27 protein-coding genes are annotated in these 25590 nt (G+C 33.4%); 8 read left to right on the top strand and 19 right to left on the bottom strand.

Annotation, left to right across the window (positions count from 1 at the left end; translation table 11 throughout):
* Nucleotides 1–105: 105 nt before the first annotated feature.
* From ACW9XH_RS03755 to ACW9XH_RS03745, 3 genes are read left to right on the top strand one after another with little or no spacing between them, the layout of a single operon-like run.
* Nucleotides 106–1128: an AAA family ATPase gene (locus ACW9XH_RS03755; RefSeq protein WP_457759300.1), complete on the top strand. Its 1023-nt coding sequence runs from the start codon at nt 106–108 to the stop codon at nt 1126–1128.
* A gap of 2 nt (nt 1129–1130) precedes the next feature.
* Nucleotides 1131–2012: a DUF58 domain-containing protein gene (locus ACW9XH_RS03750; RefSeq protein ID WP_457759299.1), complete on the top strand. Its 882-nt coding sequence runs from the start codon at nt 1131–1133 to the stop codon at nt 2010–2012.
* A complete protein-coding gene (locus ACW9XH_RS03745; RefSeq protein ID WP_457759298.1) occupies nt 2009–2959 on the top strand; it encodes a VWA domain-containing protein in 951 nt (316 codons plus the stop codon). The genes ACW9XH_RS03750 and ACW9XH_RS03745 overlap by 4 nt, the downstream gene beginning before the upstream one ends.
* Before the next feature lie 5 nt (nt 2960–2964).
* Here the strand turns inward: ACW9XH_RS03745 and ACW9XH_RS03740 are convergent, their stop codons facing one another.
* From ACW9XH_RS03740 to ACW9XH_RS03715, 6 genes are all read right to left on the bottom strand, one after another.
* Complete coding sequence (locus tag ACW9XH_RS03740) at nt 2965–4239, bottom strand: peptidase (RefSeq protein ID WP_457759297.1); 1275 nt, start codon at nt 4237–4239, stop codon at nt 2965–2967.
* Entirely contained in the window at nt 4193–4693 is a 501-nt protein-coding gene (locus ACW9XH_RS03735) for a winged helix-turn-helix transcriptional regulator (protein WP_457759296.1), read from the bottom strand. Before ACW9XH_RS03735 ends, ACW9XH_RS03740 begins: the two co-directional genes overlap by 47 nt.
* The gene (locus tag ACW9XH_RS03730; protein WP_457759295.1) at nt 4686–5078 is read right to left on the bottom strand and encodes a hypothetical protein; all 393 of its coding nucleotides are present in this window, start codon (nt 5076–5078) and stop codon (nt 4686–4688) included. Before ACW9XH_RS03730 ends, ACW9XH_RS03735 begins: the two co-directional genes overlap by 8 nt.
* 62 nt (nt 5079–5140) lie before the next feature.
* On the bottom strand, nt 5141–6739 hold the full coding sequence (locus ACW9XH_RS03725; protein WP_457759294.1) for a peptidase: 1599 nt from the start codon (nt 6737–6739) through the stop codon (nt 5141–5143).
* A complete protein-coding gene (locus ACW9XH_RS03720) occupies nt 6696–6902 on the bottom strand; it encodes a hypothetical protein (RefSeq protein ID WP_457759293.1) in 207 nt (68 codons plus the stop codon). The genes ACW9XH_RS03725 and ACW9XH_RS03720 overlap by 44 nt, the downstream gene beginning before the upstream one ends.
* A 33-nt stretch (nt 6903–6935) precedes the next feature.
* Nucleotides 6936–8636 carry a peptidase gene (locus ACW9XH_RS03715; RefSeq protein WP_457759292.1) on the bottom strand — a complete coding sequence of 567 codons (1701 nt, stop codon included), beginning with the start codon at nt 8634–8636 and terminating at the stop codon, nt 6936–6938.
* A gap of 114 nt (nt 8637–8750) precedes the next feature.
* Here ACW9XH_RS03715 and ACW9XH_RS03710 point away from each other — a divergent pair, with 114 nt between their 5' ends.
* Together ACW9XH_RS03710 and ACW9XH_RS03705 are read left to right on the top strand one after the other, a co-directional pair.
* Nucleotides 8751–9572 carry a CFI-box-CTERM domain-containing protein gene (locus ACW9XH_RS03710; protein WP_457759291.1) on the top strand — a complete coding sequence of 274 codons (822 nt, stop codon included), beginning with the start codon at nt 8751–8753 and terminating at the stop codon, nt 9570–9572.
* A 56-nt stretch (nt 9573–9628) separates the two neighbouring features.
* Nucleotides 9629–10522 (top strand): PEFG-CTERM sorting domain-containing protein, encoded by an 894-nt coding sequence (locus ACW9XH_RS03705; RefSeq protein WP_457759290.1) that lies wholly within the window; start codon nt 9629–9631, stop codon nt 10520–10522.
* A 14-nt stretch (nt 10523–10536) separates the two neighbouring features.
* Here ACW9XH_RS03705 and ACW9XH_RS03700 read toward each other — a convergent pair whose 3' ends face one another.
* Complete coding sequence (locus ACW9XH_RS03700) at nt 10537–11166, bottom strand: hypothetical protein (protein ID WP_457759289.1); 630 nt, start codon at nt 11164–11166, stop codon at nt 10537–10539.
* Nucleotides 11167–11268: 102 nt separating this feature from the next.
* Between ACW9XH_RS03700 and ACW9XH_RS03695 the strand changes: the two genes are divergently transcribed.
* The gene (locus tag ACW9XH_RS03695; RefSeq protein WP_457759288.1) at nt 11269–14052 is read left to right on the top strand and encodes a virginiamycin B lyase family protein; all 2784 of its coding nucleotides are present in this window, start codon (nt 11269–11271) and stop codon (nt 14050–14052) included.
* Here the strand turns inward: ACW9XH_RS03695 and ACW9XH_RS03690 are convergent.
* From ACW9XH_RS03690 to ACW9XH_RS03680, 3 genes are read right to left on the bottom strand one after another with little or no spacing between them, the layout of a single operon-like run.
* On the bottom strand, nt 14042–14830 hold the full coding sequence (locus ACW9XH_RS03690) for a metal ABC transporter permease (RefSeq protein WP_457759311.1): 789 nt from the start codon (nt 14828–14830) through the stop codon (nt 14042–14044). The two genes, ACW9XH_RS03695 and ACW9XH_RS03690, sit on opposite strands and share 11 nt — an antisense overlap.
* 32 nt (nt 14831–14862) lie before the next feature.
* Nucleotides 14863–15585: a metal ABC transporter ATP-binding protein gene (locus ACW9XH_RS03685; protein ID WP_457759287.1), complete on the bottom strand. Its 723-nt coding sequence runs from the start codon at nt 15583–15585 to the stop codon at nt 14863–14865.
* Nucleotides 15579–16568, bottom strand: coding sequence for a metal ABC transporter substrate-binding protein (locus tag ACW9XH_RS03680; protein WP_457759286.1), 990 nt, complete (start codon nt 16566–16568; stop codon nt 15579–15581). Before ACW9XH_RS03680 ends, ACW9XH_RS03685 begins: the two co-directional genes overlap by 7 nt.
* A gap of 90 nt (nt 16569–16658) precedes the next feature.
* Here ACW9XH_RS03680 and ACW9XH_RS03675 point away from each other — a divergent pair, with 90 nt between their 5' ends.
* Nucleotides 16659–17042: a CopG family ribbon-helix-helix protein gene (locus ACW9XH_RS03675; RefSeq protein ID WP_457759285.1), complete on the top strand. Its 384-nt coding sequence runs from the start codon at nt 16659–16661 to the stop codon at nt 17040–17042.
* Here the strand turns inward: ACW9XH_RS03675 and ACW9XH_RS03670 are convergent.
* From ACW9XH_RS03670 to pyrB, 3 genes are read right to left on the bottom strand one after another with little or no spacing between them, the layout of a single operon-like run.
* Nucleotides 17039–18394 carry a PEFG-CTERM sorting domain-containing protein gene (locus tag ACW9XH_RS03670; protein WP_457759284.1) on the bottom strand — a complete coding sequence of 452 codons (1356 nt, stop codon included), beginning with the start codon at nt 18392–18394 and terminating at the stop codon, nt 17039–17041. The two genes, ACW9XH_RS03675 and ACW9XH_RS03670, sit on opposite strands and share 4 nt — an antisense overlap.
* Nucleotides 18395–18396: 2 nt before the next feature.
* Complete coding sequence (locus tag ACW9XH_RS03665; protein WP_457759283.1) at nt 18397–19104, bottom strand: LON peptidase substrate-binding domain-containing protein; 708 nt, start codon at nt 19102–19104, stop codon at nt 18397–18399.
* 52 nt (nt 19105–19156) lie between these two features.
* Nucleotides 19157–20086, bottom strand: coding sequence for an aspartate carbamoyltransferase (gene pyrB, locus ACW9XH_RS03660; protein WP_457759282.1), 930 nt, complete (start codon nt 20084–20086; stop codon nt 19157–19159).
* Between the two features lie 41 nt (nt 20087–20127).
* On the opposite strand from pyrB, the gene pyrI reads away from it, so the two are divergent.
* Nucleotides 20128–20589 carry an aspartate carbamoyltransferase regulatory subunit gene (pyrI, locus tag ACW9XH_RS03655; protein WP_457759281.1) on the top strand — a complete coding sequence of 154 codons (462 nt, stop codon included), beginning with the start codon at nt 20128–20130 and terminating at the stop codon, nt 20587–20589.
* 38 nt (nt 20590–20627) lie between these two features.
* Here the strand turns inward: pyrI and ACW9XH_RS03650 are convergent, their stop codons facing one another.
* From ACW9XH_RS03650 to ACW9XH_RS03625, 6 genes are read right to left on the bottom strand one after another with little or no spacing between them, the layout of a single operon-like run.
* The gene (locus ACW9XH_RS03650; protein WP_179360722.1) at nt 20628–20936 is read right to left on the bottom strand and encodes an ATP synthase subunit C; all 309 of its coding nucleotides are present in this window, start codon (nt 20934–20936) and stop codon (nt 20628–20630) included.
* Between the two features lie 55 nt (nt 20937–20991).
* On the bottom strand, nt 20992–21117 hold the full coding sequence (locus ACW9XH_RS03645) for a hypothetical protein (protein ID WP_457759280.1): 126 nt from the start codon (nt 21115–21117) through the stop codon (nt 20992–20994).
* A gap of 2 nt (nt 21118–21119) precedes the next feature.
* Nucleotides 21120–21749: a V-type ATP synthase subunit D gene (locus ACW9XH_RS03640; protein ID WP_457759279.1), complete on the bottom strand. Its 630-nt coding sequence runs from the start codon at nt 21747–21749 to the stop codon at nt 21120–21122.
* Nucleotides 21750–21753: 4 nt separating this feature from the next.
* Nucleotides 21754–23139, bottom strand: coding sequence for a V-type ATP synthase subunit B (locus ACW9XH_RS03635; RefSeq protein ID WP_457759278.1), 1386 nt, complete (start codon nt 23137–23139; stop codon nt 21754–21756).
* Nucleotides 23136–24914, bottom strand: a complete 1779-nt coding sequence (locus ACW9XH_RS03630; protein WP_457759277.1) for a V-type ATP synthase subunit A — start codon at nt 24912–24914, stop codon at nt 23136–23138. Before ACW9XH_RS03630 ends, ACW9XH_RS03635 begins: the two co-directional genes overlap by 4 nt.
* Nucleotides 24915–24917: 3 nt before the next feature.
* The gene (locus tag ACW9XH_RS03625) at nt 24918–25532 is read right to left on the bottom strand and encodes a V-type ATP synthase subunit E (protein WP_457759276.1); all 615 of its coding nucleotides are present in this window, start codon (nt 25530–25532) and stop codon (nt 24918–24920) included.
* Nucleotides 25533–25590 lie beyond the last annotated feature (58 nt).

Genomic DNA, 25590 nt, shown 5'->3' with positions numbered 1-25590 from the left:
ATGGTCAATTCTTACTCTAAAATGCAAAATTTTCCTTTAATCGAAATTGGTACATTTTTCGAATGAACCAGTCTGCTATTAATTCAAAAACGGATACATAGACACATGGCACTTAGAGAAAATCAAGTAAACTATTCTGCTTCTAATAACGAGATTCAGGATTTGAATGAAAAAGCCCAAAAATATGCAGAAAAACTACTAGAAGTTCTAGAAGAATCTAGTCAAGTTATTGTTGGGCAAGAAGATGCCATAAGAAAAATCTTGATTTCAATAATTGCTGACGGTCACGTGCTTTTAGAGAGTGTTCCGGGCCTAGCAAAAACATTGATGGTAAAAACAATGTCAGAAATATTTAGTGTAGATAATGTAAGAATTCAATTCACGCCAGATTTACTTCCTGCTGACATTATTGGGACAAAAATTTACAAGAACGCATCAGGTTCATTTGTAACACAAAAAGGTCCAATTTTTCATAATTTTGTTCTAGCTGATGAAATTAATCGAGCACCACCCAAAGTCCAATCTGCATTACTTGAAGCAATGCAAGAAAAACAAGTAAGTATTCACGGAGATACATTTGAATTGAAAAAACCATTTCTAGTTCTTGCTACTCAGAATCCTATTGAAAATGAAGGAACGTACAAACTTCCTGAAGCCCAAGTAGATAGATTTGCATTGAAAATCCTAATAGATTATCCATCTAAAAAAGATGAAATTAAAATTATTGAAAGAAATGCATCAAATCAAAAATATTCAATAAAACCCATTTTTAATCCTGAAGAAATAATTGAAATCCAAAAATTTAATGATGAAGTTTATTCAGATGATCTGATTACAGAATACATTGCAGATATTGTGAATGCTACTAGGAATCCAAAAGACTATGAATTAGAACTGGATAACATGATAGAATTTGGTGCATCCCCAAGAGCGTCTATTTGGTTAATGAGAACAGCAAAAGCTCATGCATTGCTTAATGGCAGAGGATTTGTCATTCCAGAAGATGTTAAGGCAATAGCTCATGAGGTTTTACGTCATAGAATAATCCTAACATTTGAGGCAGAAGCTAATGGAATTAATCCAGACAAAGTAATTGATTTTGTTTTAGAAAAAATTAGTCCGCCTTAGAAATGACTCAACTCTCAGAATTATTAAAACAGGTTAAAAACCTGGAAATTAAGACAAAAAATATTGTCGAAGGCATGGAATCAGGCGCCTATAGGTCTAGATTTAGAGGTGGAGGAATAGAGTTTTCAGAAGTTCGTGAATATACAGCAGGCGATGATGCTAGACGCATTGATTGGAATGTATCTGCAAGATACAATGATCTTTTTATAAAAGAATTCGCAGAGGAAAAAGAACTCAACATCTATGTGATAATGGATATCTCAGCAAGTACCGATTTTGGATTTATAAAAAGCAAAAAAGAGTTGGGGGCCGAAGTTGCTGCATCATTAATGTTTTCAGCATTAAAAAATAATGACAGGGTAGGAATGGGATTGTTTACAAATTCATTAGAGAAATTCATTCCAGCAAAAAAAGGAAAAAAACACATGATGAAAATTCTAAATGAATTATTAGAATACAAAACAAAAAACATTGAAACAGATATTTTCAAATCACTTTCAGAATTACAAAAATTTCTAAATAGAAGGAGTGTAATTTTTATAATTTCAGATTTTATTTCAGATACATTTGAAAAGCCACTAAAATGCTTAAAATTAAAACATCAAGTTATTCTAGTAAATATTTCAGATATTCGAGAAACAGAAATACCTGATATTGGTAATGTGTACCTGGAAGATGCTGAATCTGGAGAACAAATTTTAGTAAATACATCTGATAAAAAATTTCAAGAAGAATATTCACGATTAATTGAAAAAACTAGAAAAGAAAATGAATATCAAATTAAAAAAATTGGAATTGATCATCTTGATTTAACAAATGAGGAACCATTTGATATTACATTTAATCGATACATCAGAAATAAAGCAAGAGGTAAAACTAAATGAGTATACAATTTGAGTTTCTATATGCATTGTTTTTACTTTTAGCAATACCTGGATTATATTTTCTGTATGCAAAATATAATTCCGAAAAAAAAGAATCTATTCTCAAATTTAGTTCATTGAAGATTATCAAAAAATCAATTTCGGGTAAAACAATACTTAGAAAACATTTACCGTTTATTTTGATGATGATAATTCTTGGATTAATCATAGTAGGATTGGCAAATCCTCAGATTCCCACCCTATCAGTAGAAAAAGGAATCAATTTGAGCCTAGTTTTAGATGGTTCTGAGAGTATGGCAGCCTCAGATTACAAACCTACACGACTAGATGCCGCTAAAGATGCTATTAGCCAGATGGTAAACAGAATAGGGCCTCAAAATAATGTAGGTGTCATACTTTTTGAATCAGGAGCTACTACAATTTCATACCTTACTCCTGACAAAGAAAAAACCATTGATGCAATATCTTCAATTCAACAAGGACAAGGAGCTACTGCAATAGGAGATGGTCTTGCATTAGGAATTGATATGGCATCATCAATTCCAGATAAGAAAGGAATAATTGTATTGCTTAGTGATGGGGTTCATAATTCCGGACTAATTACACCAGAAGAAGCAATTCAATATGCAAAAATTAATGGGATTCAAATTCATACTATTGGTTTAGGATCTTTAGAACCAATATATCTCAGAGATGACATCTATGGAGAACCACAATATGCAGAATTGGATGAAGAAACACTAATTGAAATTGCAAATGAAACAGGAGGTAATTATTTTAAATCGTTAAATGAACAAACTCTAAATGAGATTTTTCTTTCTCTAAGCAGTAATTTAGAATATGAAATAGAATATTCTACACTCAGAGACTGGTTTATGGCAGCATCTATTGGAGTATTATTAGTAAATGCTTACATTATTTATGGCAGATATAGAATCGTTGCATAATAATACTATATTACAATAATTTTTCTCTTAACAAGATTCTCAATCATATTTAGAAACTCATCATCAGAAATTTTATCTTCATACCACCATCCAGTAGAAGTTTTTACCCATGAGGGGATACTCCATTGAGATTCTGAAATGACATCTCTTTCAGGAACTGATACAATTTGCTTTTCAAAAAGAAAATCAATTCCTTCAAGAAATTCTGAATCTGAAATCTGATTTGTTACCCACCATTCTGCGTTGACCTTAATCCATTGCGGAATTTTGGGTAATTCGGGAGGTAGCCCTTCATCAAAACCTGAAATTTTCAAGATTCCTTGTGATGTAGGTCCTACTTGAAATGCTACATGCCAAAATCCCATCTCATCAATACTTTGAATAAATTCTACAGGCTTATCATTTAGGGTTACAGAAAATTTTTCATTGCCTGAGATTGGAGGAAATTCAAAATTGGCATAAGTCTCCAATGGATAACTGTTGTATCCTCTGATACTAAGTGTAGTTCCCGATTCATCGAATTTTGCTGCAGAATACCAAGCTCCCGAGTCATATCTGAAATCAAAGTCACCACCATCTTTCTTTGCAGTAACAGGAATTACAGTTGTATCAACGGGTGCAAAACATGAATAGAAACGAACGGGTTCAGATACAGAAGGATCAGGATATATCGTAAAGTTTAGTATTTGTCCTGGTTCAATTTTTTCAATCGGTTCGATATTTTGAGCAACATCTAAAATATATTTTTCATAACCATGAACAATTGCAAATATTTTAGGATTGTATACTGTTTGATTTCCAATGTTTTTTATTCTGCCAGTAACATGACCATCTTCATAAGTAATCAAAGTTTTATCATAGATAATCTGTATAGGGATAGAATTTTTTTTGGTTTTGGAATACTCTAATTCAGCATTTAATAAGACAGGATTGTCACCACGAATCTCTGGAAATTTTAATTTAAATGGAATATCAGTCATTGCAGGTATCGGTACATGATGTAATGTATGAGTAATTTTTGTCTGATCATTATCAATAACAGATATTGTAATTGTTGGAATCAATGCAAAATCATTTTGATTTTTTACATTTCCAACAACAGTGTAAACTCCTTCATAATCATAATATCCGGCATATTCACTATCAGGTATGAAAACATCAGCATAAGCAACTGTAGGAAGTAATAGAAGAATGAATGATCCTAAAAATATAGTAATAGTTAGTTGTGAAACACTAGAAGGAATTGATAATGTCTTCGAATCCAGATGTTGGTTTCTCAAGTAAACCTGGTCTATAGTCTTCAATTAATTTATCTATGACATCTCTTGCTTTAATATGATATCTTTTTTTGAGATTAACAAATCTAATCTCAACTAATCCATCTTCCACTATTTGTGATAGATATAATGAAACAGTTGACGGGGATTTTTTAACTGCTTTAACTAATTGTGAGAATTCTAAACCATCATTTTCAATTAATGCAAGCAACAAATCTCGTGGAGTTTGTTTTCGTAAAGCTTTGATTACTAAAGATTCATCTTCGGTGATTTTAGGAGGATAAAATCTTGATTGTCTTGGTCCACGAATCACTTTGATGATTCCACTTTTCTCTAATTTTCCTAGATAATGGCTTAGGACTCCATTTTTTAATCCTGATGAACGCATTATTTCACGGAATTGAATTCCAGGGTTCGCTTCAATGATTTGTTGTAATTGCGAATATCTATCAGTCATTTCTAAACACTCCTAGGGCCAATAGTCCTAATGTGACAAACGTCAATAAATGTCCTACCTCAGAAAGTGATAATTCTGCAAGATCATAGATAGATGGCCATGTGGCATCAACAAGCAAAATAATTTCGGCTGCAATAAAATTAGCAAAAGCTGCAGCACTAAGTAAAAGCCGCTTTGTTCTTAATCTATAGTATGCAAATCCTGCAAGTACTGAAATAAAAACAGCAAGTGTAATTCCACCAACATGTAAAAAAATGTGTGCCAAATGATAACCATGCAATAGATGAGGAATAATTATTGGCATAGCCAAAATTGCAATTACACCGGCGACAACAATTGAGAATAGGGTAGATTTTCTTTCAACTATGCTTTCAGGCCTAAACAAGTGATCAAAATACCAGTTTTAGAGATTTAAAGCGACTGGTTCAATGATCGAATAGAATACAATCAAACACGAAGAATTCCATTCTTTATCATAAATTCCAAGCCCTGAACAAATGTTTCATCGTTAATCTGACCATCAGCCCACCATGACGCATTGTTTTTTATCCAAGATGGAATTTCTTGAGATTCTGAAGTCTCTTGTTGAGTTTGAGGGATTAGAATAATTTTATTTTTAATCAAATATTCAATTCCTTGAATGAATGTATTATCATCTATTTGTTCTTGAGACCACCATAATGCATTGTTTCTAATCCATTCAGGTATTGAAATTTCATTTGTCGGTATTCTATCAACAACGATAGGAAATGTCGTCTTTGCGAGATTATTACCATCCAAATTTTTAAAATTTAAATTTACAATGCCAGTTACATCATCTGGAATCATAAATTCTACAACATTATGTTCATTTTTGGAATCAGTACTAATTCCATTTTTTTCAAAAATTATTCTTTCATTTTGGGTTACTGAAAATTCATAATTTGTTGCAACAGGTTTATTTTTTAAGAAAATATCAGTTACATCAAAAAGTATTTTTGCATTTGAATTTGATTTTAGATTTTCAGGTTCTGAGGATACAAGAATCCTAAATTGTCCATTGTCAGTGACCGCACTTAGATGAGTATAATTCCGGTCGGGCTTGATTACAAAGTCCATTCCATTTTGGTTTGATTTATTATCAAAAACTTTCTGTAATTCTTTTTGATATATTATAAAATGAACGATTCGTCCATCAGCAAAAAAGTCATCAATGTTTACAATATCATGCGATAATTGTACTCCATTAACATACATTGTGAATCCAGATACTAGTAAATCACCAAAATTTTTTGGAATGACTAGCTCTTCATGAACTACTGATGTTTGATTAATGTTAAATTGACTCCACTCAAATGGCATGAAAAAACTAATTTCTTTAGTGTTAGAATCATAATTGAAATTTGAAATTTCATCATAGTATGTGACCACATGGATATTTTGTTCACCAAAATTTGGATCAATGAAATTATGTCTAGATGTTTGAGCTATTGAAATTCCAGCGTTAAAGACTAGAGGCATATCTAATTTTTGAGAGTATCCATCAGCAGTTAGTACACTAACATCTAATTTGTATAACCCACCTTCGCTAAGTTTGGGCCCTTTAACGTGTACCATTCTGCTTTCAAGACCCAACAACGAACCAAATAGCCCTCCTCCATTTTCTTCCTCTAAAATGATTGAATCAGATTCTTCGGATACAAAATTAAAAACTATGAATCCATTATCTGCTTTGAATTCTTTTTCAAAAAGAAATTGTTCTCCACGTTCAGATTTGATCAAAAATGTAACGTCTCGTAAAGTAATTTTTGAATCAAAGTCAATTAATGATATTGATATTTGCTGATCATCGCTTTCGTTAGGATCACTTTTTGATGAAGATACTTCCAAAGTTACTAGTTTGCCATTCAGATCTACGGGAGGAAAAGTTTCACTACCTACACCGTGGCCATAGACATTGTCAAATCCAATTACAAAAACAGATGAAATTATTAAAAATGCAAATAATGGAAAACTTTTCAATCTAAGTCCACTTGTCAGGATTTTTCTTTCTGATTTCTTTTCCATCAACTGTAATCTTATCTTGCTCTTCAAAAACTGTATGCCATCTACCATTGTCAGGGAAAATTTTATTCATTTCTTCAACTTTATCATTTGTTGGTGCTTTGTTCATCAAAGCTCCCCATCTCATATTAGGAACCTTTGGCATGATGTCGTTGATGTCTTTCATTACACTATCACTTGACAGAATTTATTTAAAAACCTATGATTGAATTCTCATAATTCCTTCTTTAATCAAATATTGAATTCCTTGAATGAATGAATCATCATCGATTTGTCCTGCTGCCCACCATTCTGCATTGTTTTTAATCCAGCTAGGTATGTTATTTGAACCTGAACTGGCACCCTGACTTGTTGGAGGAATCTTGAGAATATCTTCTTTAATCAAATATTGAATTCCTTGAACAAAAGAACCATCATCGATTTGTCCTGCTGCCCACCATTCTGCATTATTTTTAATCCAGCTAGGAATTGGTGTTTTTTCAGGTATTGATGTTGAAGAACCTGGCCCAATTTCAATTATTGCTGAACCGATTCCAGCATATGTTGGATCATAATCTAATCCAGTTCCATAAACTAGAATGTCAACACGAATCTGACCTGTAGAAGGAACATAGATTCTTTGTACATCTAATCCTTCAATGGATGTAATTCCTGGATTAACTGAATCACTGCCATCGTTTCGTGCTATTTCATTATCAAATTCATCTAAAACAACATAAGCGTATTTTACATCCTTGATAAGTTCTCTATTTTCATTAAAGAATGTGAACTCAAATGGAATTTCTTGGTCAGCACCGTATTTTCCATCCCATGCAATATTTACAGTGGTTGGGACTTCTTCATAGTTTGTAGTATCTACAAGATAAAATTCGGTGGAACTTTTTGATGCTTCAGCCAATGGAACTAATCTCAAATCCATTTGCAAATTATCATAATTAGAAGGACCTAGAGTTTCGTTAATTTTTTCTAATTCATTTTTGGTAATTAAGAAATGAACGATGTTTGTATCCTCTGACGAGTATGGATCATTCAGTAGTGCTCTCTGATCAATTTCAACACCATTCACATATCCTTTGAATTGCTTTCCATCTGCATAAGGTGCAAATGATTTAGGAACTCTTACTTCTTCATGTACTACTTGTACTAAATTTACATAGTCAGGACTCCAATCAAATGGCATATCAAATGAAATTGAATTATCAGATGTATTAAATTCAAAATTATCAACATCGTCATAGTATGTTTTTATAACAACTGGAATTTCTTCAGCATTTGCTGTTTGGAAAGAAAAGTTTTGTTCTTGTGCAACACTGACAAAAGTCTCATAACTTAGTAAATTGGCTAATACTGTTCTTGGACTAGTAGCAGCCTCTATGTCAACTCGAATCTTGTATAATCCACCTTTTACAAATATTGGACCTGTAATTGAGGGTCTTCCACAAATATCTAGATTATCATCAGTGCATGCTGCCCCATGAACATATAGTGCACCTGGTGCGCTAACATGTTCAGAACCACCATAAATGGAGCATGTTTCTATTGGATTTTCATCACATCCAGTTTTTGGTTTTATTTTAACATCTAATCTTCCATCCATATCATAGAACAGATTTCTAGCTAAAAGTTCACCACTTTGCCAAACTTCTACTCGATATGTGACTTTGTCTAAATTAGTGTCAGTTAACGTATCAAAGAAACGAATTTGCATGTTGGCAGAATCAATTTCTCCAACTGTAATGTCAGATGGACTCAATTGTGTACGAACAGTTACTTCCATACCTCCAAAAGATATTGGTTCGGCCTGATCTCCACCTAGTCCATGTCCAAATGCATCAGGAAGAATAGTAATAATTGAAAAAATACCAATTACTGAAATGAATAAAGCAAACTTGCCATACAATACAAAAATTGTGTTTATTCCATATTTAAAGATGGTACAGCATTTCTATGCGTGAGAATTTTTTCGTTTGGAAAACAGAGCACGACTTTTATTTCCGTTTTTTAAAGTCAATGTATGAAAATTTTACTTGCAGCATTATTGATTCCGTTATTAATTATTCCAGTATTTGCAGAATCGCAGACTTTGAGAACAGACAAAGGAGCACTCGATGTCAATATATCATATGATGATATACAACCAGATGTCCAAACAAAAATCAATATTGATTTTCTAAATCCTGTAACAAAAAAAACTCAAGAACATATTGACTACACAGTCACAGTTACAAAAGATGGCAATCAAGTGTTTGGGCCAATTCCACTTACCCATACTTCCGTAGGAACTGTAAAAATCCCAATTGAATTTAATCAAGGTGAAGGCATATACAAAATACAATTTGAAATAGAAGGCATATTGTTTCAACCACTTCCAACTGAAACAGTATCATTTGATATTGCGGTAGGAGAAGCAAATGCTCAACCTATAACGCCAAATAATGATCTTCCACCTATTGAAGAAAACGGCGGATGTTTGATTGCAACTGCAGCATATGGTTCTGAAATGGCACCACAAATTCAACAGTTAAGAGAACTTAGAGACAATACTGTGTTGTCAACACAATCTGGAATTGCTTTCATGAGTGGATTTAATCAATTCTATTATTCATTTTCACCAGCTGTAGCTGATTTGGAAAGAGAAAATCCCGTTTTCAAAGAAATTGTTAAAGTGGGATTAACTCCAATGTTATCATCACTATCTTTGCTAAATCATGTCGATATTGATTCAGAGCAAGAAATGCTTGGATATGGAATCTCCATAGTTCTACTAAATATTGGAATGTATGCCGGAATTCCTGTATTTGGAATTCTAAAGCTGTACCAGTTTAGAAAAAACTAGTTTCGAGTCTGGAAATTCCAGTGAGGTTTTTATGTATCCAATCGAGTAATTTCTCTATGAAGACTAAAGCAATTAGCTCTTTCTTCGTACTATTTGCTATCGCAGCTGGTATTGTCGCAATGACACCAGGTGCTTTTGCAGATCATTCAGAAGTCACAATTGAAGCTGCCCAGGGTTCTGGCGCACCAGGTTGTGAGGAAACAGCAGAGGGATGTTACATCCCAAGTACTGCAACAGTTGATGTAGGTGGAGTTGTTATCTTTTCAAATACAGATAGCGCAGCACACACTTTCACATCAGGAGATCCAAAAATGCCTGACACAGTTCAGGTTCTATTCGATTCCGGTCTAGTAATGGCTGGAAGTACATTTGAATGGTCTCCAACTGAAGTAGGAACTGTTGATTATTTCTGTATGGTCCATCCTTGGATGCAAGGAGTGATCATAGTACAAGAAGTAGAAGCTGCTGAAAAAGAAACTCATGGAGATGATCATGGTGACGATCATATGGATGATGGAGGTCATTTGATGACAGAAGCATCTGCAACAGGTATGATGTCTGACGGAACAAAAGTTTCGATTTGGACTACCGAACCAATGGCAGGTGAAATGATGGAAGTTCATGTAGAATTTGAAGATTCTGAACATGTTAACCACGACATCACTGTTACACAGAACGGAGAATCAGTTCTAGATGACATGGGAGCACATCATCATGAGGGTACAGGAATGCACACAACAGCACCACTAAGTTCTTCTGATCCAGTAGACATCACTATTACTTTCCAAGGCTATGGTGTTGACGATCCTAAAACAGGACCAATTGGTGAAGAAGTAGTATTTTCAAACGTTGTCCCAGAATTTGGTACAATTGCAATGATGATACTAGCTGTTGCAATCATAAGCATCGTAGCAGTAACTGCAAAATCTAGAGTCGTTCCAAGATTTTAGGAATACCTCTTTTTCTATTTTCTTTTTATTAATGATATAATTGCAAGTATGATAGCTGCTGATGCAATTGACAAACCAAATATTGCAAAGTCATAAGATTCACCACCATTTGAAGGAATAGTAGTTTCACCTGAGTTTAGTTTAGAAACATCTTGTTGTAATGATGAAATTGCATTTTTTAGTGCAGCAATATCAGTATCTCCACCACTAGTTGTAGGTGGAAAATCTAATACTGCTGTAGGCTCTACATCTTCAACAGGTATTTTTACATCAACAGGCACACCGTGAATTTCACCTTTGAATTCTACAGTGTAACTTCCAGTTTTAGTTGGAATTATTGGAGAGAAATAATATCCAGGTCTTGGATCAGAATTAATATCAATTTTTTTGGATGCTCCCCCAAACATTACAGTAGCATCAATATTTTTGAAAACATTGGTAACGCCTTTGCGAGTACCTTCTGTTTCTCCTGCCTCAGTAAATTTGAAAACAAGATCATTTCGAATTCCAACTACAGGAGGTTCAATCCCCCATCCTGCTTCAATCTCATATGGTTCGACATGAACAGTAGTATGTGCATATGATGGAGCAATCATACCAATTGAAAACAATAACGCTACAAAGCCAAAAAATGCCATCTTCATTGTTATCATTTCATTATTACACATTATTATCTTTACGTGGATTGGTACAAAGATCGAATTCATGAAAACTGTTTAAATTGTCAATAATGACCTGAAGATTAAATGCAAAAGTTTCTAATTGTTTTGTTGGTCTCATCATTCATTTCCATCCCATTTGCAGCAGCTCATCCATTTACAGAAGAAACCATCCCAAGCTTATCATCTAATGCACCTGCTGGTACAACTGAAGTAATTGTATTTTTTTCAGAACCAGTTGACATTAACTTTAGCGAACTCAAAGTACTTGACAATAATGGAAATCAGATAGATAACAAAGATACGAATTACTATGAAGGGGAATTATCCCTTATTGTTACAACGCCTCCTTTAGAAGATGGAGTTTATACTGCAACAACCAAAGTCCTCTCAAAAGTTGATGGACATCTTGTTCCAGGAGCATTCTTGTTTGCAGTAGGGGATGTCATAGTTGATCCTTCTATATTAGGAGTGGAAAGGCCATCAGAATTGGTATTTTTACCTGAAGCAGGTGCAAGGTTTCCAGGAATTGTAGGTCAAACAATTGTTCTAGGAGTTGTTATTGCATCTCTATTCATTTGGGGAACACAGAATAAACATCCTATCAAAGAAGAGTTAGAAAAGATTGAAAAAATTCATCACGGGAAATTTATGTCCCTTACTGGAATTGGCCTCGGATTAGTTTTTGTTTCTGATATTTTGATGATTGTGGTACAGACTATACGATTAGAAACATCTCCATTAAATGCGATTCAAACGGATTTTGGAAATATTTGGCTAATCAGAATGGCAATCACAATAATTTTACTAGGAATTTGGTTTGGATTGGACAGAAAAAAAACTCTATCAAAAAAGAATCAAATCCCATTACTTGCAATGTCACTTGCATTAATTGCTACTTCAAGTCTTATTGGACATGGAGCAGCTAGTGGAGAAGCACCAGCACTGTTACTAGATTACATTCACAATTTAGTTGCAGCAGTATGGATAGGTGGAATATTTTATTTTGTATTCACATTATTGCCAACATTTTCTCAACTCAAAGAATCAAACAGGGAGAAAATGAGTCTGGTACTCATTCCAAGATTCTCAATTGCATTTATCATTGCAGTAGGGATTGTAATCATTACAGGTCCAACACTGATGTGGTTCTTAGAAAGTGACGTAGGATTAATCACTGAATCAGTATATGGTCAATTGATCATTCTTAAAATAGCAATTGCTGCAATTATGGTAGGATTAGGAGGTTATTTTCAGTTTAAAGTACAAAAAAATGCTGAAAAGAATTATTCAACGGGAAAAATTTCCGTTCATAAAAAATTAAAAAGATCACTTAAGATAGATGCAGTATTAGGAATAATTCTACTTGGAGTTGTTGCGTTACTAGCTAATGGAACATTACCTGCAGGTGAAATTCAAAAAGTTGATGCACAAGAGATTGTTTATGAGTTTAAAACTATAGAATTTACTGAAAACGCAAAATTTGATATAGATATCTCACCATTTTCTAGTGGAATAAATACAATTCTGGTCAAAGTAACTGACTCTGAGGGCAATCCATTATCTGATTCAAACCAAGTTAAAGTCAAAGTTTCAAATCCATCAAAAAGCATCTCCCCAATTGAAATTCCTATGGAAATTGTAAAACAGAGTGAAGATGGAATAACTGAATTTCAAGGAGAATTAACATTTGGATTTTCTGGAGAATGGTTAGTAGAAGTGGAAGCTCAGAGAACTGAGAATGCAAATGAATCAAAGTTGTTGAATTTGCTTATAAAACCAAGATTAACAGATATTCAAACACAAATTACAGAATACGAATTACCTGAAGATGCAAAGCCCCTATTCCCAATATATGATGGAAGTGATTCTTTATGGATTAGTGATGCATCTGCACCTAGAATATGGCAATTCTCACTTGAAACAAATGAATTTACTCCTTATTCATTTGATGGATTAGTTACAACTTTTCTAACTCAAGATAATACAGGTAAAATTTGGTTTACAGACACTCCAAGAAACCAAATTGGATTTATCGATATTGAATCAAAAAAAATTACAACTAAAACTCTACCAAAACTAGATCCAGTAATTTCAGAAAATACTCCACTATTCATCAAGGCAGACTTTGATGATAATATTTGGATTACAATTGTAAACAAAGATAGAATTCTAAAATATCTTCCAGACCAAGATGTGTTTGAAGAAATAATTCTACCAGATAAACAATCACTTCCATTTGCTTTAACATTAGATAAAAATGGAAAGATATGGTATTCTACTACAGGAGCAGGCAAAATAGGATTCATAGATCCTAAAGATAATCATCTAACTCAAATTTCAACTGAAACAGTTTTGCAGGCACCAGAAGCTCTAATTTTTGATGAAGATGGAAATCTATGGATTGCTGAACATACAGGTTTAGCAATTACCAGATTCAATCCAGTCTTGGAGACATTTGAAAAAGTATCTGTACCTAATAATGAAGCATTGCCGTTTGGTATGACATTTGACAGATATGGAAATGTATGGTTTGCACAACATACTGTTGATAGTTTAGGAGTGTATGATCCAGATAACAATAACTTGTTAGAAATTCCAATTCCAACTGAAACGTCTTTTATTCAATTTATGACATCAGATGGCAATGACAATGTATGGTTTGTCGAACAACAATCAAATAAAATTGGAACAGTAAAGATTACAGAAATTCCAGTAAGCATAACACAAGTTAAAGAAGTAAATAATATTGAAATAAAATATACTGAGCTTGCATCACCACTAATTGCATTAGGAATTATTGCAACATCTTTATTTTATGTAAAAAGTATTCAAGATAAAAGAAGACTAAATTCTTTGATTAATTCTTAGATAACAATCCAGCTGACTTTATTCCCATAGTTCCTGCAAGCAATCCAATTGCAATCAATACAATAGTTCCTGCAGGAGTAATATCAAAGACGTAAGAGACTAGAATTCCCACCACAACTGAGAAAATAGAAAAACTCATTGAGAGTATTGCTGTTTGTTTGAATCCTTTACCATACATTATTGCTGTAACATTAGGAATTACAAATAGAGCTGAAATTAACAATACTCCTACAAGCTGAATTGATGTAACTACAGTAATTCCTGCCATGAACACAATCAAGTAATTTATTTTTTCTACAGGAATTCCACTGACTTTAGCCTGTTCTTCATTAAATGTAGAATAAAGAAGTTGCCGATATAGTAATAAAATTACAATTAGAATCGCACCAGTTAATGCTAAAACTAGAACAGTATCATCTACACTAACAAGTAGAATACTACCAAATAGAAAACTAAAGATATCAATTGTGAATCCTCCAGATAATCCAATAATTACAAGCCCAACTGCTATGCCTGAGGACAGTAAAACAGCAATAGATGCATCACCAGAGATGTTATACCTGTCTTTTACTTTTGTAATAATTAGTGCACTAGCTATAGAAACAGCATATGCAGTCCATAATGGATAAACACCTGCCAATAATCCTAAAGCAATTCCACCAAATGATGAATGTGCTATTGCATCACCAAATAATGAATAACGTCTTAAAACTAGAAACAACCCCACAACTGAACAAAGAATTGCAATAGCAACTCCAGAAATTAATGCTCTATGCATAAAACTAAAAGTTAAAATTTCAAAAGACATGATTAATGATGATGCATGTGTTCCTGCATTGAGGCCTCAGAATATTGTTTAACTAGTTTATCATCAGAAAAGAATGTTTCAGACTCACCATGAAAGAACAAAGTTCTATTCAGACATGCTACATGATTGGCTAATTTGTTAACTGCATCCAAATCATGTGATGACCAAATAATAGTAATTTTTTGTTTAGAATTTAATTCACGTAAAATACTGTAAAACAGATCAATACTTTGTTGATCAATTCCAGTTACTGGTTCATCTAAAATCAAAATTTTTGGATTATTTACCAAAGCCTTTGCAATAAAGACACGTTGTTGTTGTCCACCAGATAATTCTCCAATTCTTCTTTCACGTAATTCATGTATCCATAATTGTTGCAAAATTTCATCAATTTTATTTTCATCAGATTCTTTTCTTAATCCCATTCTAACAACATCAGTAACAGTTACTGGGAAGTTACTCTCAAAGATTGGCTTTTGTGGAACATATCCAAGTTCTTTCAAATAACTTTTTGATTTTTTTATGTCCTCATCAAAAAATTTGATTGTCCCTTTGTATTTTGTATTCAGTCCAAGCATAGAAGCAAAAAGTGTTGATTTGCCTGCACCATTTGGTCCTATAATGCCTAAAAAGTCTCCTTGATTTACTACTAAGCTAATGTCATCTAGAGCCTTAACATCAGGATATTGAACAGTTAGATTATTGATTTCAACTACTTTCAACATAATGCCTCCTTTAGATGTTCAAGGTTTTGATTCATTTTAGAAATATAATTACCATCAGAAACAATTTCAAGTGGAGATAAAACTAAAACTTTTCCTCCTATTTCATTAGCAATTATTTGAGAAGTTTTTGTATTAACAGATTCTTCACTAAATATTACTTTGATATTTAATTCTCTGGCTTTTGAAATAACATTTTCCAATGTTTTTGCAGTAGCTTCTCCATGAGAATTACTTGATGGAATAATTGTATGTTGATTTAAATCATATTCTTTAGCAAAATATGAAAATGCATCATGGAATGCTATAAAATCATTATTACAATCAGATAATTCAGTTCTAATTTTTGAATCAAGTAAATCTAATTTTTTATTATATTTTTCAGCATTCATATGATAAAATTCACTGTTTTTAGAATCAGAATTAGAAAAAGCATTTGCAATATTTTGAACTTGAATTTTTGCATATACCGGATTCAACCAAATATGCGGATCACCTGCAAGATGTTCATGTTCATCATGTTGTTCTTCATCATGTTGTTCTTCATCATGTTGTTCTTCATCATGTTGTTCTTCATCATGTTGTTCTTCATCATGTTGTTCTTCAGGTTGATTTAGTTTAATTCCATTACTAGTATCAACTATAATTCCTTGATAATTATTTTCAATTAAATCATCAACCCAGTTTTCAAAACCAATTCCATTTATCACAATTAGATCTGACTTTTGCATTTGTTGTACATCTTTGATTGTAGGTTCCCAATCATGAGGTTCAACTCCAACAGGAACTAATAATATGGCATTAACTTTTTCTTGACCTACTATTTGTGAAAACTCATGAAGTGGATTAAACGATGAAATTACTTGAAGTTTAAAATTATCATTATTTGTAAACTGTTGATTGGTATTGGTACCATAAACTGCAATTGAAGTTAATGGAATTACTATCATAATTGCAATAATTGCCATCTTAGTTTGAGTATTCACAAAACAAATCGCTATAAATTATTAATAAATCTATAAAATCTTAATAAGATTAATTGCTAAACTTATAAGATAATTAATAACATTAGGCATATGCCAATAGTTTCAATCTCTCTAAATGATGAGATTTTATCAGAATTAGACAAGCTACAATCCTCAATGGGGTTTTCAGGGAGGTCTGAAGCTATCAGAGCAGGAATTAGAGCATTTGTTTCTGAAGAAAAACAAAAAGCAGATTTATCAGGAAATATTCATGCCATTCTCTTAGTCGTTCATAATGATGAGTTTGATCACATAGTTTCTGGAATTACACATAATTTTGAAGATTTAATCACAACACATCTTCATAGTAAAATTGATAAAAAAAAATGCATGGAACTTTTTGTAATTAATGGAGATGCAGAAAAAGTTTCTACCATTACAAAAGACTTTCAGAGAAATAAAAATATGGATACAGTAAAGTTAGTTGCTCTTTAAATGAACAATTGGTTCCTTCTTGTAACAAAAATAACACTGATTGTAGAAATTACCAATATCAACAATGCAATAGTTCCAAATTCAGGTGCAACCACTAAAACAAATTCAGTTTCTTGTCCTGTATTTCGAATATTTTCAAATTTAATAATTGTGGGGCCAGTCTGATCTTCAGTGAATGCAAATTTTTCAAAATCACCACCAACTTGAGCCATTCCAGAAACACGATGAATTTCCTTTCCATTTTGAATTATTACAAATGTATAGTCAGAACTTCTTAGAGGCTCATTTGTTCTTCCATCCCTGATTGTAAAAATAAAATTAGTGTCAACCCCAGGTTCTACATCTTTAGGATCCCATGAGAGGTTTACTTTGAAATCTTCACTTTTTGTATAAGCTTCTAATGGAAATGCTGTATCTTTGCTCATAGAAATTGTAAATACCATATTATCAGGATAATCATCAAGATCTTTTTTCATTTCATTTTTTAAATATCTCAAGTGATCTTGTAACAAAACAAAATGAATTATTCTTTCATCATCTTCTGTATAATCATCAACAGAAACTGAAGATTTGAATAATTCAACTCCGTTAACATATCCAGAATAGCTAGGTGCCAAAAATTCTACAAAATCTTTTGGAAAGTGTGTTTCTACATGAACCACATTAACATGAGACATTTGTTTTTCACTCCAGTCAAATGGCATTTCAAACGTGACTTGGTTAGCCTCATAATCATAATTGAAATTAGAGATTGTGTCAAAATACGACTTTGAACGAAAATCTACATCATTGTTTTCAGAGTCTTTTTGAGTAAACGATACAGTCTCAATTACGCTCAAATCAGCATTATAGATTCCCGATTCTATGATATTTGTAGGCTCATCTATCGTTCGTATCTCAATTTCAAAATTGTATAATCCACTGGAATCAAACAAAGGCCCTGTGATTTTAAGAGGATCAGATTCAGTTCCACGCCATGCTCCAAGCAAAGAGTCTTGTTCACCATGAATTGTAATTTTATCCTCTAGTGTAGGATTGACTTGTATTTGTAAAACACCATCTTCTGCAAAGAAATAATTTCTAAATATCATTTCGTTTTCATGAAATAAACCAATCAGGAAGGTAACATTTTTTGCTTTTTCTTTTGTGTCATCTTCAGTAGCAGTAATCGTAATTTGTTCTTGATCATTTTCAAAAATCATTGGCATCTCTACTGAAATTGAGAGCTTTTTTCCTTGGATATCTATTGAAGAAATTGTGTCAAGACCAAAACCATGTCCATAAACACTACTTGCAGGAAACAACAAACAAGAAATCAATCCAAATATTACAAATTTTTTTAAAGACATCATAATTATACTGTTAATAATTTTTCAACTCGCTTAATTAGTTCATCCATAGTTGTAGCCTCTAAAATTGGCTGTAACTCATTTGGATCCTTAGCACCGATTGCCGATAATGAGTAAATGTAGTCAATTGTTGGGGTATCAGTGTTTAGATAGTATTGTTCTAAAACATGATCCAATGAATGCAAATCAACAACTTGGGGTAAAGCTTGTTTGATGATTTTCTTTTTCCATAATTCAACTAGTTTTTCCCATTTCTCAAGTGAGATATTCTCATCAATTTCAGGAATCATTTCAACTTCTGCTTGTATGTACATTTTTTCTTCTGTTCCAATTTTTTCATGTATTTCAGAAATTTCTTGGTGGCCCTCAACTGAAAGAGGATCATAATTTGCTGGTTGTGTTATAGAGGGGGGAATTATTCTTTTGATTTTAAATGAATTTCTTCCAATTGTTTCAATGTGTAACTGTAATCCATCCATTTCTACATCTTCACACTTGGAAATTTTAGCCATAGTACCCACTAATTTAGGAGAATTCCAGCCATTAACAGAATTGTTTTCATCAATCAAACAAACTCCAAACTGACCATCACCTATCATACAATCATCAACTAATTGCTTATACCGAGGCTCAAAAATCCGAAGTGGAAGTTCTTGTCTTGGAAATAAAACCAAATCTAAAGGAAAAATTGGGATAACTTTTTTTTCTGTCAACTAGTTTTATTCAAACGTCTCTAGATATATGGAATACGGATTTTCTTAAAATTTAAAATCCATTCTCATTTAGAATCATACCTAACAGGGCAGCACGAGTATGTTTTCCATACTCGGCTTGCTCAAAATATTTGGCATTTTTTGTTTTATCAACATCGGCAGAGATTTCATCAATTCTTGGCAACGGATGCAAAATTATTGAATCGTCTTTCATTCGCTTTAGCATGTCTAATCCCACAACATAGCTTCCTTTGACCTTGAGATATTCTTCTTCATCAGGAAATCTCTCTTTTTGAATTCTTGTCACATATAGAACATCAAGTTCATCCAGATGATCTTCAATGTCAGCAGATTCAACATAGTCTAACTTCTTTTTTATTTCATACGTCGAGTCAGATCTTATTCTTAATGATTCAGGAGAAATCAATCTTACATCAACATCATAATTTCCAAGTCCATGTAATAGGGAGTAGACAGTTCGTCCATACTTTAGATCACCTACAATTCCAATTTTTAAACCGTCAATCTTTTTCTTTTCTTTTTTGATTGTAAACAAATCTTGAATTGCCTGAGTTGGATGTTCTTCAGTACCACTACCTGCATTAATTATTGGTTTATCAGAAATTTCTGCAGCAAATCTACTTGAGCCATCCATAGGATGACGTAAAACTAGGACATCTGAATAAATTGACATTATCCTAACAGTATCAGCAAGACTCTCGCCTTTTTGAGTTGATGAAGATGCAATGTCAGAAATGCCCAATGAATTACCACCGATGGATGCCATAGCAGAATCAAAGCTAAGACGAGTCCTAGTGCTTGGCTCATAAAACAAATATCCTAATGTATTACCTTTGCAAATTTCTCTTCTTTCAGATAGGCTTAGTTGCATAATTTTATCAGTGGATGTAAAGATAGTTTCCAGTTGATCTTTTGTATAATCCTTAATTGAGATGATATCTTTTTGGTAGAACTCGTTCATTCTTTCAATAATATATACAGGTGACTATACAAAGTATTCTGATGGAACAGTCCGACCTTATGGTTCGACGAATTAAAGAAGGTACTGTAATTGACCACATAGACGAAGGAAAAGGTCTTCAGGTGCTTAGTGCATTAAGAATTGATGGGAAAGACGGCAGTCTAATTACCGTAGCTCTGAATGTTCCCAGTGGCAAATTTAAGAAAAAGGATATCATCAAGGTAGAAAACAAGTTTCTGAAAGATGATGATACAAACAAGATAGCAGTTATCGCACCTGCAGCAACAATTAACATGATAAAAGAATACAAACTTGTGGAGAAGCGAAGGGTTTCATTACCAAATGAGATTGATAGAATTTTTAGATGTTCAAATCCGGATTGCATTACAAACAGTACAGAATACATTGAATCAGTAATGGATGTTATCGACAAAGAAGGAAGAGTTCTCAAATGCAGATATTGTGCAAGAGTATTGGATGTTAACAAGCTAAAATATAATTAAATAAAAAATCTAAAAATTTGAAAAATATGTAGTCTGGACTATTGTCCTAAGATGATAAACATCATAACTATACCGTAGATTGCAATGGATTCGACCATACCTACGAAGATGAATACTTTTGACTGTAGTGCTGGATTCTCACTAATTACTGCAAGTCCTGCTGCACCTACTTGACCAAGACCAATACCTGCACCGAAAGCTGCTAGACCGAAAGCTAATCCTGCACCGAGAATTTTGAATGAGTCAGAACTTCCTGCTGCATCGCCTTCTGCAGCGTATGCAACTCCAGTAGATCCAATAACGGATATTACTGCTGCTGCCAAAAGTAGTAAAACGATAGGTTTCATTTTCTGATCAAACTCTCTTAAATCCATATTTAAATCATGATAATAAAATTTCAGATTAACTGAGCGCTTTCTTTTTGAAAGAGGTTAAATCAGCTTTGATTGATTTTGAGAAATCCTCATGATCTTTTTCTATAACTTTTTTAGAGTTTTCGAGTAATTTTCTTATTTCTTCTTTTGCCATTATTATCTACTTTCCATCTTTGCCTTCACTTTTTTTAACTTTGCGAATTCTTCTCTTTCTCTTTCTTCAAGAGTAGAGAGAATAAATCGAATATTTTCTTTGTATTGAGGAATAATGACATTTTCAAGTGCATTTAACAATTTTTGGGTCTTTTCTAATGCTTTTGCAAGACTAAAAATAGAATTTTCATATTCTGCTGCTTTACAAATTTTTGGCATCAATTCTTTGATTTGTTTTGCTGCTCTATCAATTGAAGAATTCGTATCTGCAAATCCATAAGGCATTGATTTTGTATCTTTTTCAGTTACAGTAAGTGCAGGAATTTTCACATCAACAACTCTTCTAACATGAACTTCTACTTCCATTACAGGAGGAGTAGATTCTGCAACAGAGTCAACAGTGTTGGTACCAAGTGCTAGATATGCTTCATTTACGGATTTGTAAATATCTTGTAAAGGATCCCAAATTCCACCTCTTGCTTTAGATGCTTCCTGAATCATTTCTTCAATATTTTTTAAGAGAACTTTACGTTTATCATCTAAGATTTGCTGAACCATAACAGCAATTTGTGTAGATTTTTTATATTTGAAAAGTTCAATTTTTGTTGCTGCAACGTTTTGTCCAAATGACATTCAGTTACTCTTCCTTGTAATATTGTTCTACGTATTTGTCTTTGATTTTAGTAATCTCATTCTTTGGTAATTTTGAGACAATCTTCCACATAAGAGCAAGTGTTTCCTCAATTGTTCTATTCTCATCAGTTGCTTGTGTAAGGAATTCTTTTTCAAAAGTATCACCTACATCCATGTATTTGAGGTCAATCTCAGTAAGTCCTGCTTTACCTACAATACCTGCAAGTGCTCTTACTTCTTGTGCCCTAGAATATGCATCATAAACTTGATTAGAAACTTCACTGTGATCTTCTCTGGTACTTCCTTCACCAATTCCATCTTTCATTAATCTACTAAGACTCATCAAAATATTGATTGGCGGATAAACTCCTTGTCTGAACAAGTCTCTACCAACTACAATTTGTCCTTCTGTAATGTAACCAGTAAGGTCAGGTATTGGGTGAGTAATATCATCAGATGGCATTGATAAAATTGGAACTTGTGTGACACTTCCTTTTCTTCCATTGAGCTTTCCTGCTCTCTCATAAATTGTTGAGAGGTCAGTGTATAGATAACCAGGATATCCCTTTCTTCCAGGAACTTCCTCTCTTGCTGCACTAATTTCTCTTAGTGCCTCTGCATAGTTTGTCATGTCAGTCATTACAACTAAAACATGCATTCCTAATTCAAATGCCAAATATTCAGCGACAGTTAATGCTACACGAGGCGTGATAATTCTTTCAATTGCAGGATCATCTGCAGTATTTAGAAATAGAACACTTCTTTTGAGTGCACCAGATTCTTCAAGACTTCGTCTGAAATATTCTGCTTCACTGTATTGCACACCAATTGCTGCAAATACTACAGCAAAATCATCTTGTGTTCCAACAACACTTGCTTGTCTTGCGATTTGTGCTGCCAAAAGATTATGAGACATACCAGAACCTGAGAAGATTGGAAGTTTTTGTCCTCTAACTAGAGTCATCAATCCATCAATTACAGATACACCGGTTTGAATGAAATCCTTTGGATATTCACGTTGTTCAGGATTCATTGGTTCGCCGTTAATGTCAATAAATTTATCAGCAATTGGATCTGGCAGTCCATCTTTTGGTCTTCCTAATCCATCAAATACTCTACCAAGTACCTCTTTTGATACGGGCATTTCCATAACTTTGCCTACAAATTTTGCTTTAGTTCCAGATATTGATAATCCAGTTGTTCCTTCAAAGACTTGTACAATTGCTTTACCGTTTCCTACTTCAAGAACTTTACCTAATCTCCTTTCACCATCAGTAGTTTCAATTTCAACTAGTTCATCAAATGCTGCACTTTCAACATCATCTACGACAACTAGAGGACCTTTGATTTCTGCAATCTTACTGTATTGAACTCCGCCTTCTGCTGTCAATTTGATATTTTTACTCCTGAAATTGCTTTGAATTGTTCTTGCATGTCTTTATCTAATTGATCAAGTTTTGGCATCTCATCATCTTTGACATCCATTCTTGCTTTGAGTAAACTAGTTACTATAGACAATCCACGTATGTCAGATAACGCTGTACCTTCTTTGAGTGCTTGTTGTCCCTTTTTGTAAAAATCAACTAATAATTTCATTAATTTGAATTGTTTTTCTGGACTACAATAAGTATCAACATCATCAAATGAATTTTGTTGTAACAAACCAATCTTTACCATTCTTGCAACTTCAAGAATTAATTTTTCTTCATCAGGTAATGCTTCAGGACCTAAGAGTCTGACAATTTCTTTTAATGTATCTTCTCGTTGTAGAATACCATAAGTTTCACTTCTAATGCTAAACCAATCTTCACTAATGTTTTCACTCCACCATTTTGCAATATCTGCAAGATAACCAGAATAACTGTTCATCCAATTAATTGATGGATAATGTCTAGAGTATGCAAGTTTTGCATCCAATGCCCAGAAAGTTTTGATAAATCTCATTGTGTGAGTTGTAACTGGTTCTGTAAAATCACCACCGGATGGAGATACAGCACCAATCAAAGTAACAGAGCCATCACGTTCTGGACTACCAGATGCTTGAACACGGCCTGCTCTTTCATAAAATTCTGCTAATCTAGATGCCAAGTATGACGGATAACCTTCTTCTGCAGGCATCTCTTCTAATCTTCCACTCATTTCTCTAAGTGATTCAGCCCATCTACTTGTAGAATCTGCTACAAGTACAACATCTTTACCCATATCTCGGTAATATTCTGCAATTGTGACACCAGTGTAGATACTTGCTTCTCTTGCTGCTACTGGCATGTTACTAGTATTTGCGACAAGGACAGTTCTATCCATTAATGGTTTTCCACTACGTGGATCTTTAAGATGTGGGAATTCAACTAATACTTCAGTCATTTCGTTTCCTCTTTCACCACAACCAATGTAGACAACAACCTGAGAATCAGCCCATTTTGCAATTTGGTGTAATGTTACAGTCTTTCCTGTTCCAAATGCTCCAGGAATTGAACCGGTTCCACCTTTTGCAATTGGGAAGAATGTATCAATAACACGTTGTCCGGTTAAGAGGGGTACAGTTGGATCATATCTTTTATTGTAAGGACGTGGTTTTCGTACAGGCCATCTGTGATACATTTTAACAGGAATTGATTGTCCATCTTTCTCAGTAGTGGCCATTACAGTTTCTAAATCATAATCTCCTTCGGATACAAGGTTTGAAAGTTTTCCACCTGGATGATCTGGTGGCAACATAATAGAGTGTTCAATAAGATCAGTTTCTTGAACAGTTCCGATAATATTTCCTGCAGAAACTTCATCGCCATTACTTGCTGTTGGAACAAAATGATATTTTTTTGTCATATCAACTGCAGTTGTTGTGATGCCCCTTCCAATGAAAGAACCAGATGCTTTAGATAATTCTCTTAGTGGTCTTTGAATTCCATCATATAGTTGTCCAATAATTCCAGGGCCTAATAATACACTAAGTGGATTTCCAGTACCAATTACAGGCTCACCGGGTTTAAGACCACTTGTTGATTCGTATACTTGAATAAATGCAACATCTCCAGTTAATCGAATGACTTCGCCTACTAATTTTGAATTACCTACAGTTACAGTTTCATACATTTTTGCATCAGACATACCGTCTGCTCTTACAGCTGGACCGCTTACCCAAACAATTCTACCTTGAGCTGCCATTTTCTAATTTCCCACTCCGAATTTTGCTACAATATCTTTCCTAATTAAAGGCTTCAAACGTTCAATCCTTGCATCAAGAGTATTATCGAAAGTCATTGCTCCATCTTTAGATTTGATGATCACACCACCAATACATTCGATAACATCTGAGGATAATTCAGATCCAGGAAATCCAGATAGTGTAGATTGAACAACATCACGATCTTTAGAATTTGCAGATACTATAACTTCAGATGTACCTAAAATTCTGATTGATTCATCTAATAATGATTTTATCAAATTAGCATAATCACCACTGCGTTCATTATTTGTAATTTCGTCTAATGCCTTTGTAAAGACCTTATCAACAGAGGCTTCTAATGTTAAAAGTTGTTTGTTTCTAGCCTCAATATCAGCACCGCCGATAATCTGTTTTTCAATTTTATCTGCTTCTTTCTTACCATCTGCAATAATTTTGTCATATTCTTTTTCTAATTTAGGAATAGCATTATCAAGAGTTTGATTTGAGTCAGTTAAAGCAGAATCCATGCTAGATTCGATCTCTTTTTGAGTTTGATTAAGGATTTTATCGATAGTTTGTTCTAAAGCAAGATTTGCCAATGGGTGCCATTTATCCATAATAGATTTTAATGTTTGGGAATGAATAGCAAATTCAGAAAGATATTAAAATCAAAGA

The organism is Candidatus Nitrosopumilus sp. bin_32a (assembly GCF_054095935.1).
Note: the sequence above shows the minus strand (reverse complement) of the source record. Positions and strands in the feature narration are given on the sequence as shown.

Bases quoted from the DNA above. Each gene is read 5' to 3' on its own strand.
- ACW9XH_RS03645 (WP_457759280.1), bottom strand. From the start codon at position 21,117: ATGGCAAAAGAAGAAATAAGAAAATTACTCGAAAACTCTAAAAAAGTT.
- pyrB (WP_457759282.1), bottom strand. From the start codon at position 20,086: ATGAACGAGTTCTACCAAAAAGATATCATCTCAATTAAGGATTATACA.
- ACW9XH_RS03650 (WP_179360722.1), bottom strand. From the start codon at position 20,936: ATGAAACCTATCGTTTTACTACTTTTGGCAGCAGCAGTAATATCCGTT.
- ACW9XH_RS03710 (WP_457759291.1), top strand. From the start codon at position 8,751: ATGAAAATTTTACTTGCAGCATTATTGATTCCGTTATTAATTATTCCA.
- ACW9XH_RS03690 (WP_457759311.1), bottom strand. From the start codon at position 14,830: ATGCATAGAGCATTAATTTCTGGAGTTGCTATTGCAATTCTTTGTTCA.
- ACW9XH_RS03640 (WP_457759279.1), bottom strand. From the start codon at position 21,749: ATGTCATTTGGACAAAACGTTGCAGCAACAAAAATTGAACTTTTCAAA.
- ACW9XH_RS03625 (WP_457759276.1), bottom strand. From the start codon at position 25,532: ATGGATAAATGGCACCCATTGGCAAATCTTGCTTTAGAACAAACTATC.
- ACW9XH_RS03705 (WP_457759290.1), top strand. From the start codon at position 9,629: ATGAAGACTAAAGCAATTAGCTCTTTCTTCGTACTATTTGCTATCGCA.
- ACW9XH_RS03685 (WP_457759287.1), bottom strand. From the start codon at position 15,585: ATGTTGAAAGTAGTTGAAATCAATAATCTAACTGTTCAATATCCTGAT.
- ACW9XH_RS03720 (WP_457759293.1), bottom strand. From the start codon at position 6,902: ATGAAAGACATCAACGACATCATGCCAAAGGTTCCTAATATGAGATGG.
- ACW9XH_RS03745 (WP_457759298.1), top strand. From the start codon at position 2,009: ATGAGTATACAATTTGAGTTTCTATATGCATTGTTTTTACTTTTAGCA.
- ACW9XH_RS03725 (WP_457759294.1), bottom strand. From the start codon at position 6,739: ATGGAAAAGAAATCAGAAAGAAAAATCCTGACAAGTGGACTTAGATTG.
- ACW9XH_RS03735 (WP_457759296.1), bottom strand. From the start codon at position 4,693: ATGACTGATAGATATTCGCAATTACAACAAATCATTGAAGCGAACCCT.
- ACW9XH_RS03695 (WP_457759288.1), top strand. From the start codon at position 11,269: ATGCAAAAGTTTCTAATTGTTTTGTTGGTCTCATCATTCATTTCCATC.
- ACW9XH_RS03670 (WP_457759284.1), bottom strand. From the start codon at position 18,394: ATGATGTCTTTAAAAAAATTTGTAATATTTGGATTGATTTCTTGTTTG.
- ACW9XH_RS03700 (WP_457759289.1), bottom strand. From the start codon at position 11,166: ATGAAGATGGCATTTTTTGGCTTTGTAGCGTTATTGTTTTCAATTGGT.
- pyrI (WP_457759281.1), top strand. From the start codon at position 20,128: ATGGAACAGTCCGACCTTATGGTTCGACGAATTAAAGAAGGTACTGTA.
- ACW9XH_RS03750 (WP_457759299.1), top strand. From the start codon at position 1,131: ATGACTCAACTCTCAGAATTATTAAAACAGGTTAAAAACCTGGAAATT.
- ACW9XH_RS03630 (WP_457759277.1), bottom strand. From the start codon at position 24,914: ATGGCAGCTCAAGGTAGAATTGTTTGGGTAAGCGGTCCAGCTGTAAGA.
- ACW9XH_RS03755 (WP_457759300.1), top strand. From the start codon at position 106: ATGGCACTTAGAGAAAATCAAGTAAACTATTCTGCTTCTAATAACGAG.
- ACW9XH_RS03675 (WP_457759285.1), top strand. From the start codon at position 16,659: ATGCCAATAGTTTCAATCTCTCTAAATGATGAGATTTTATCAGAATTA.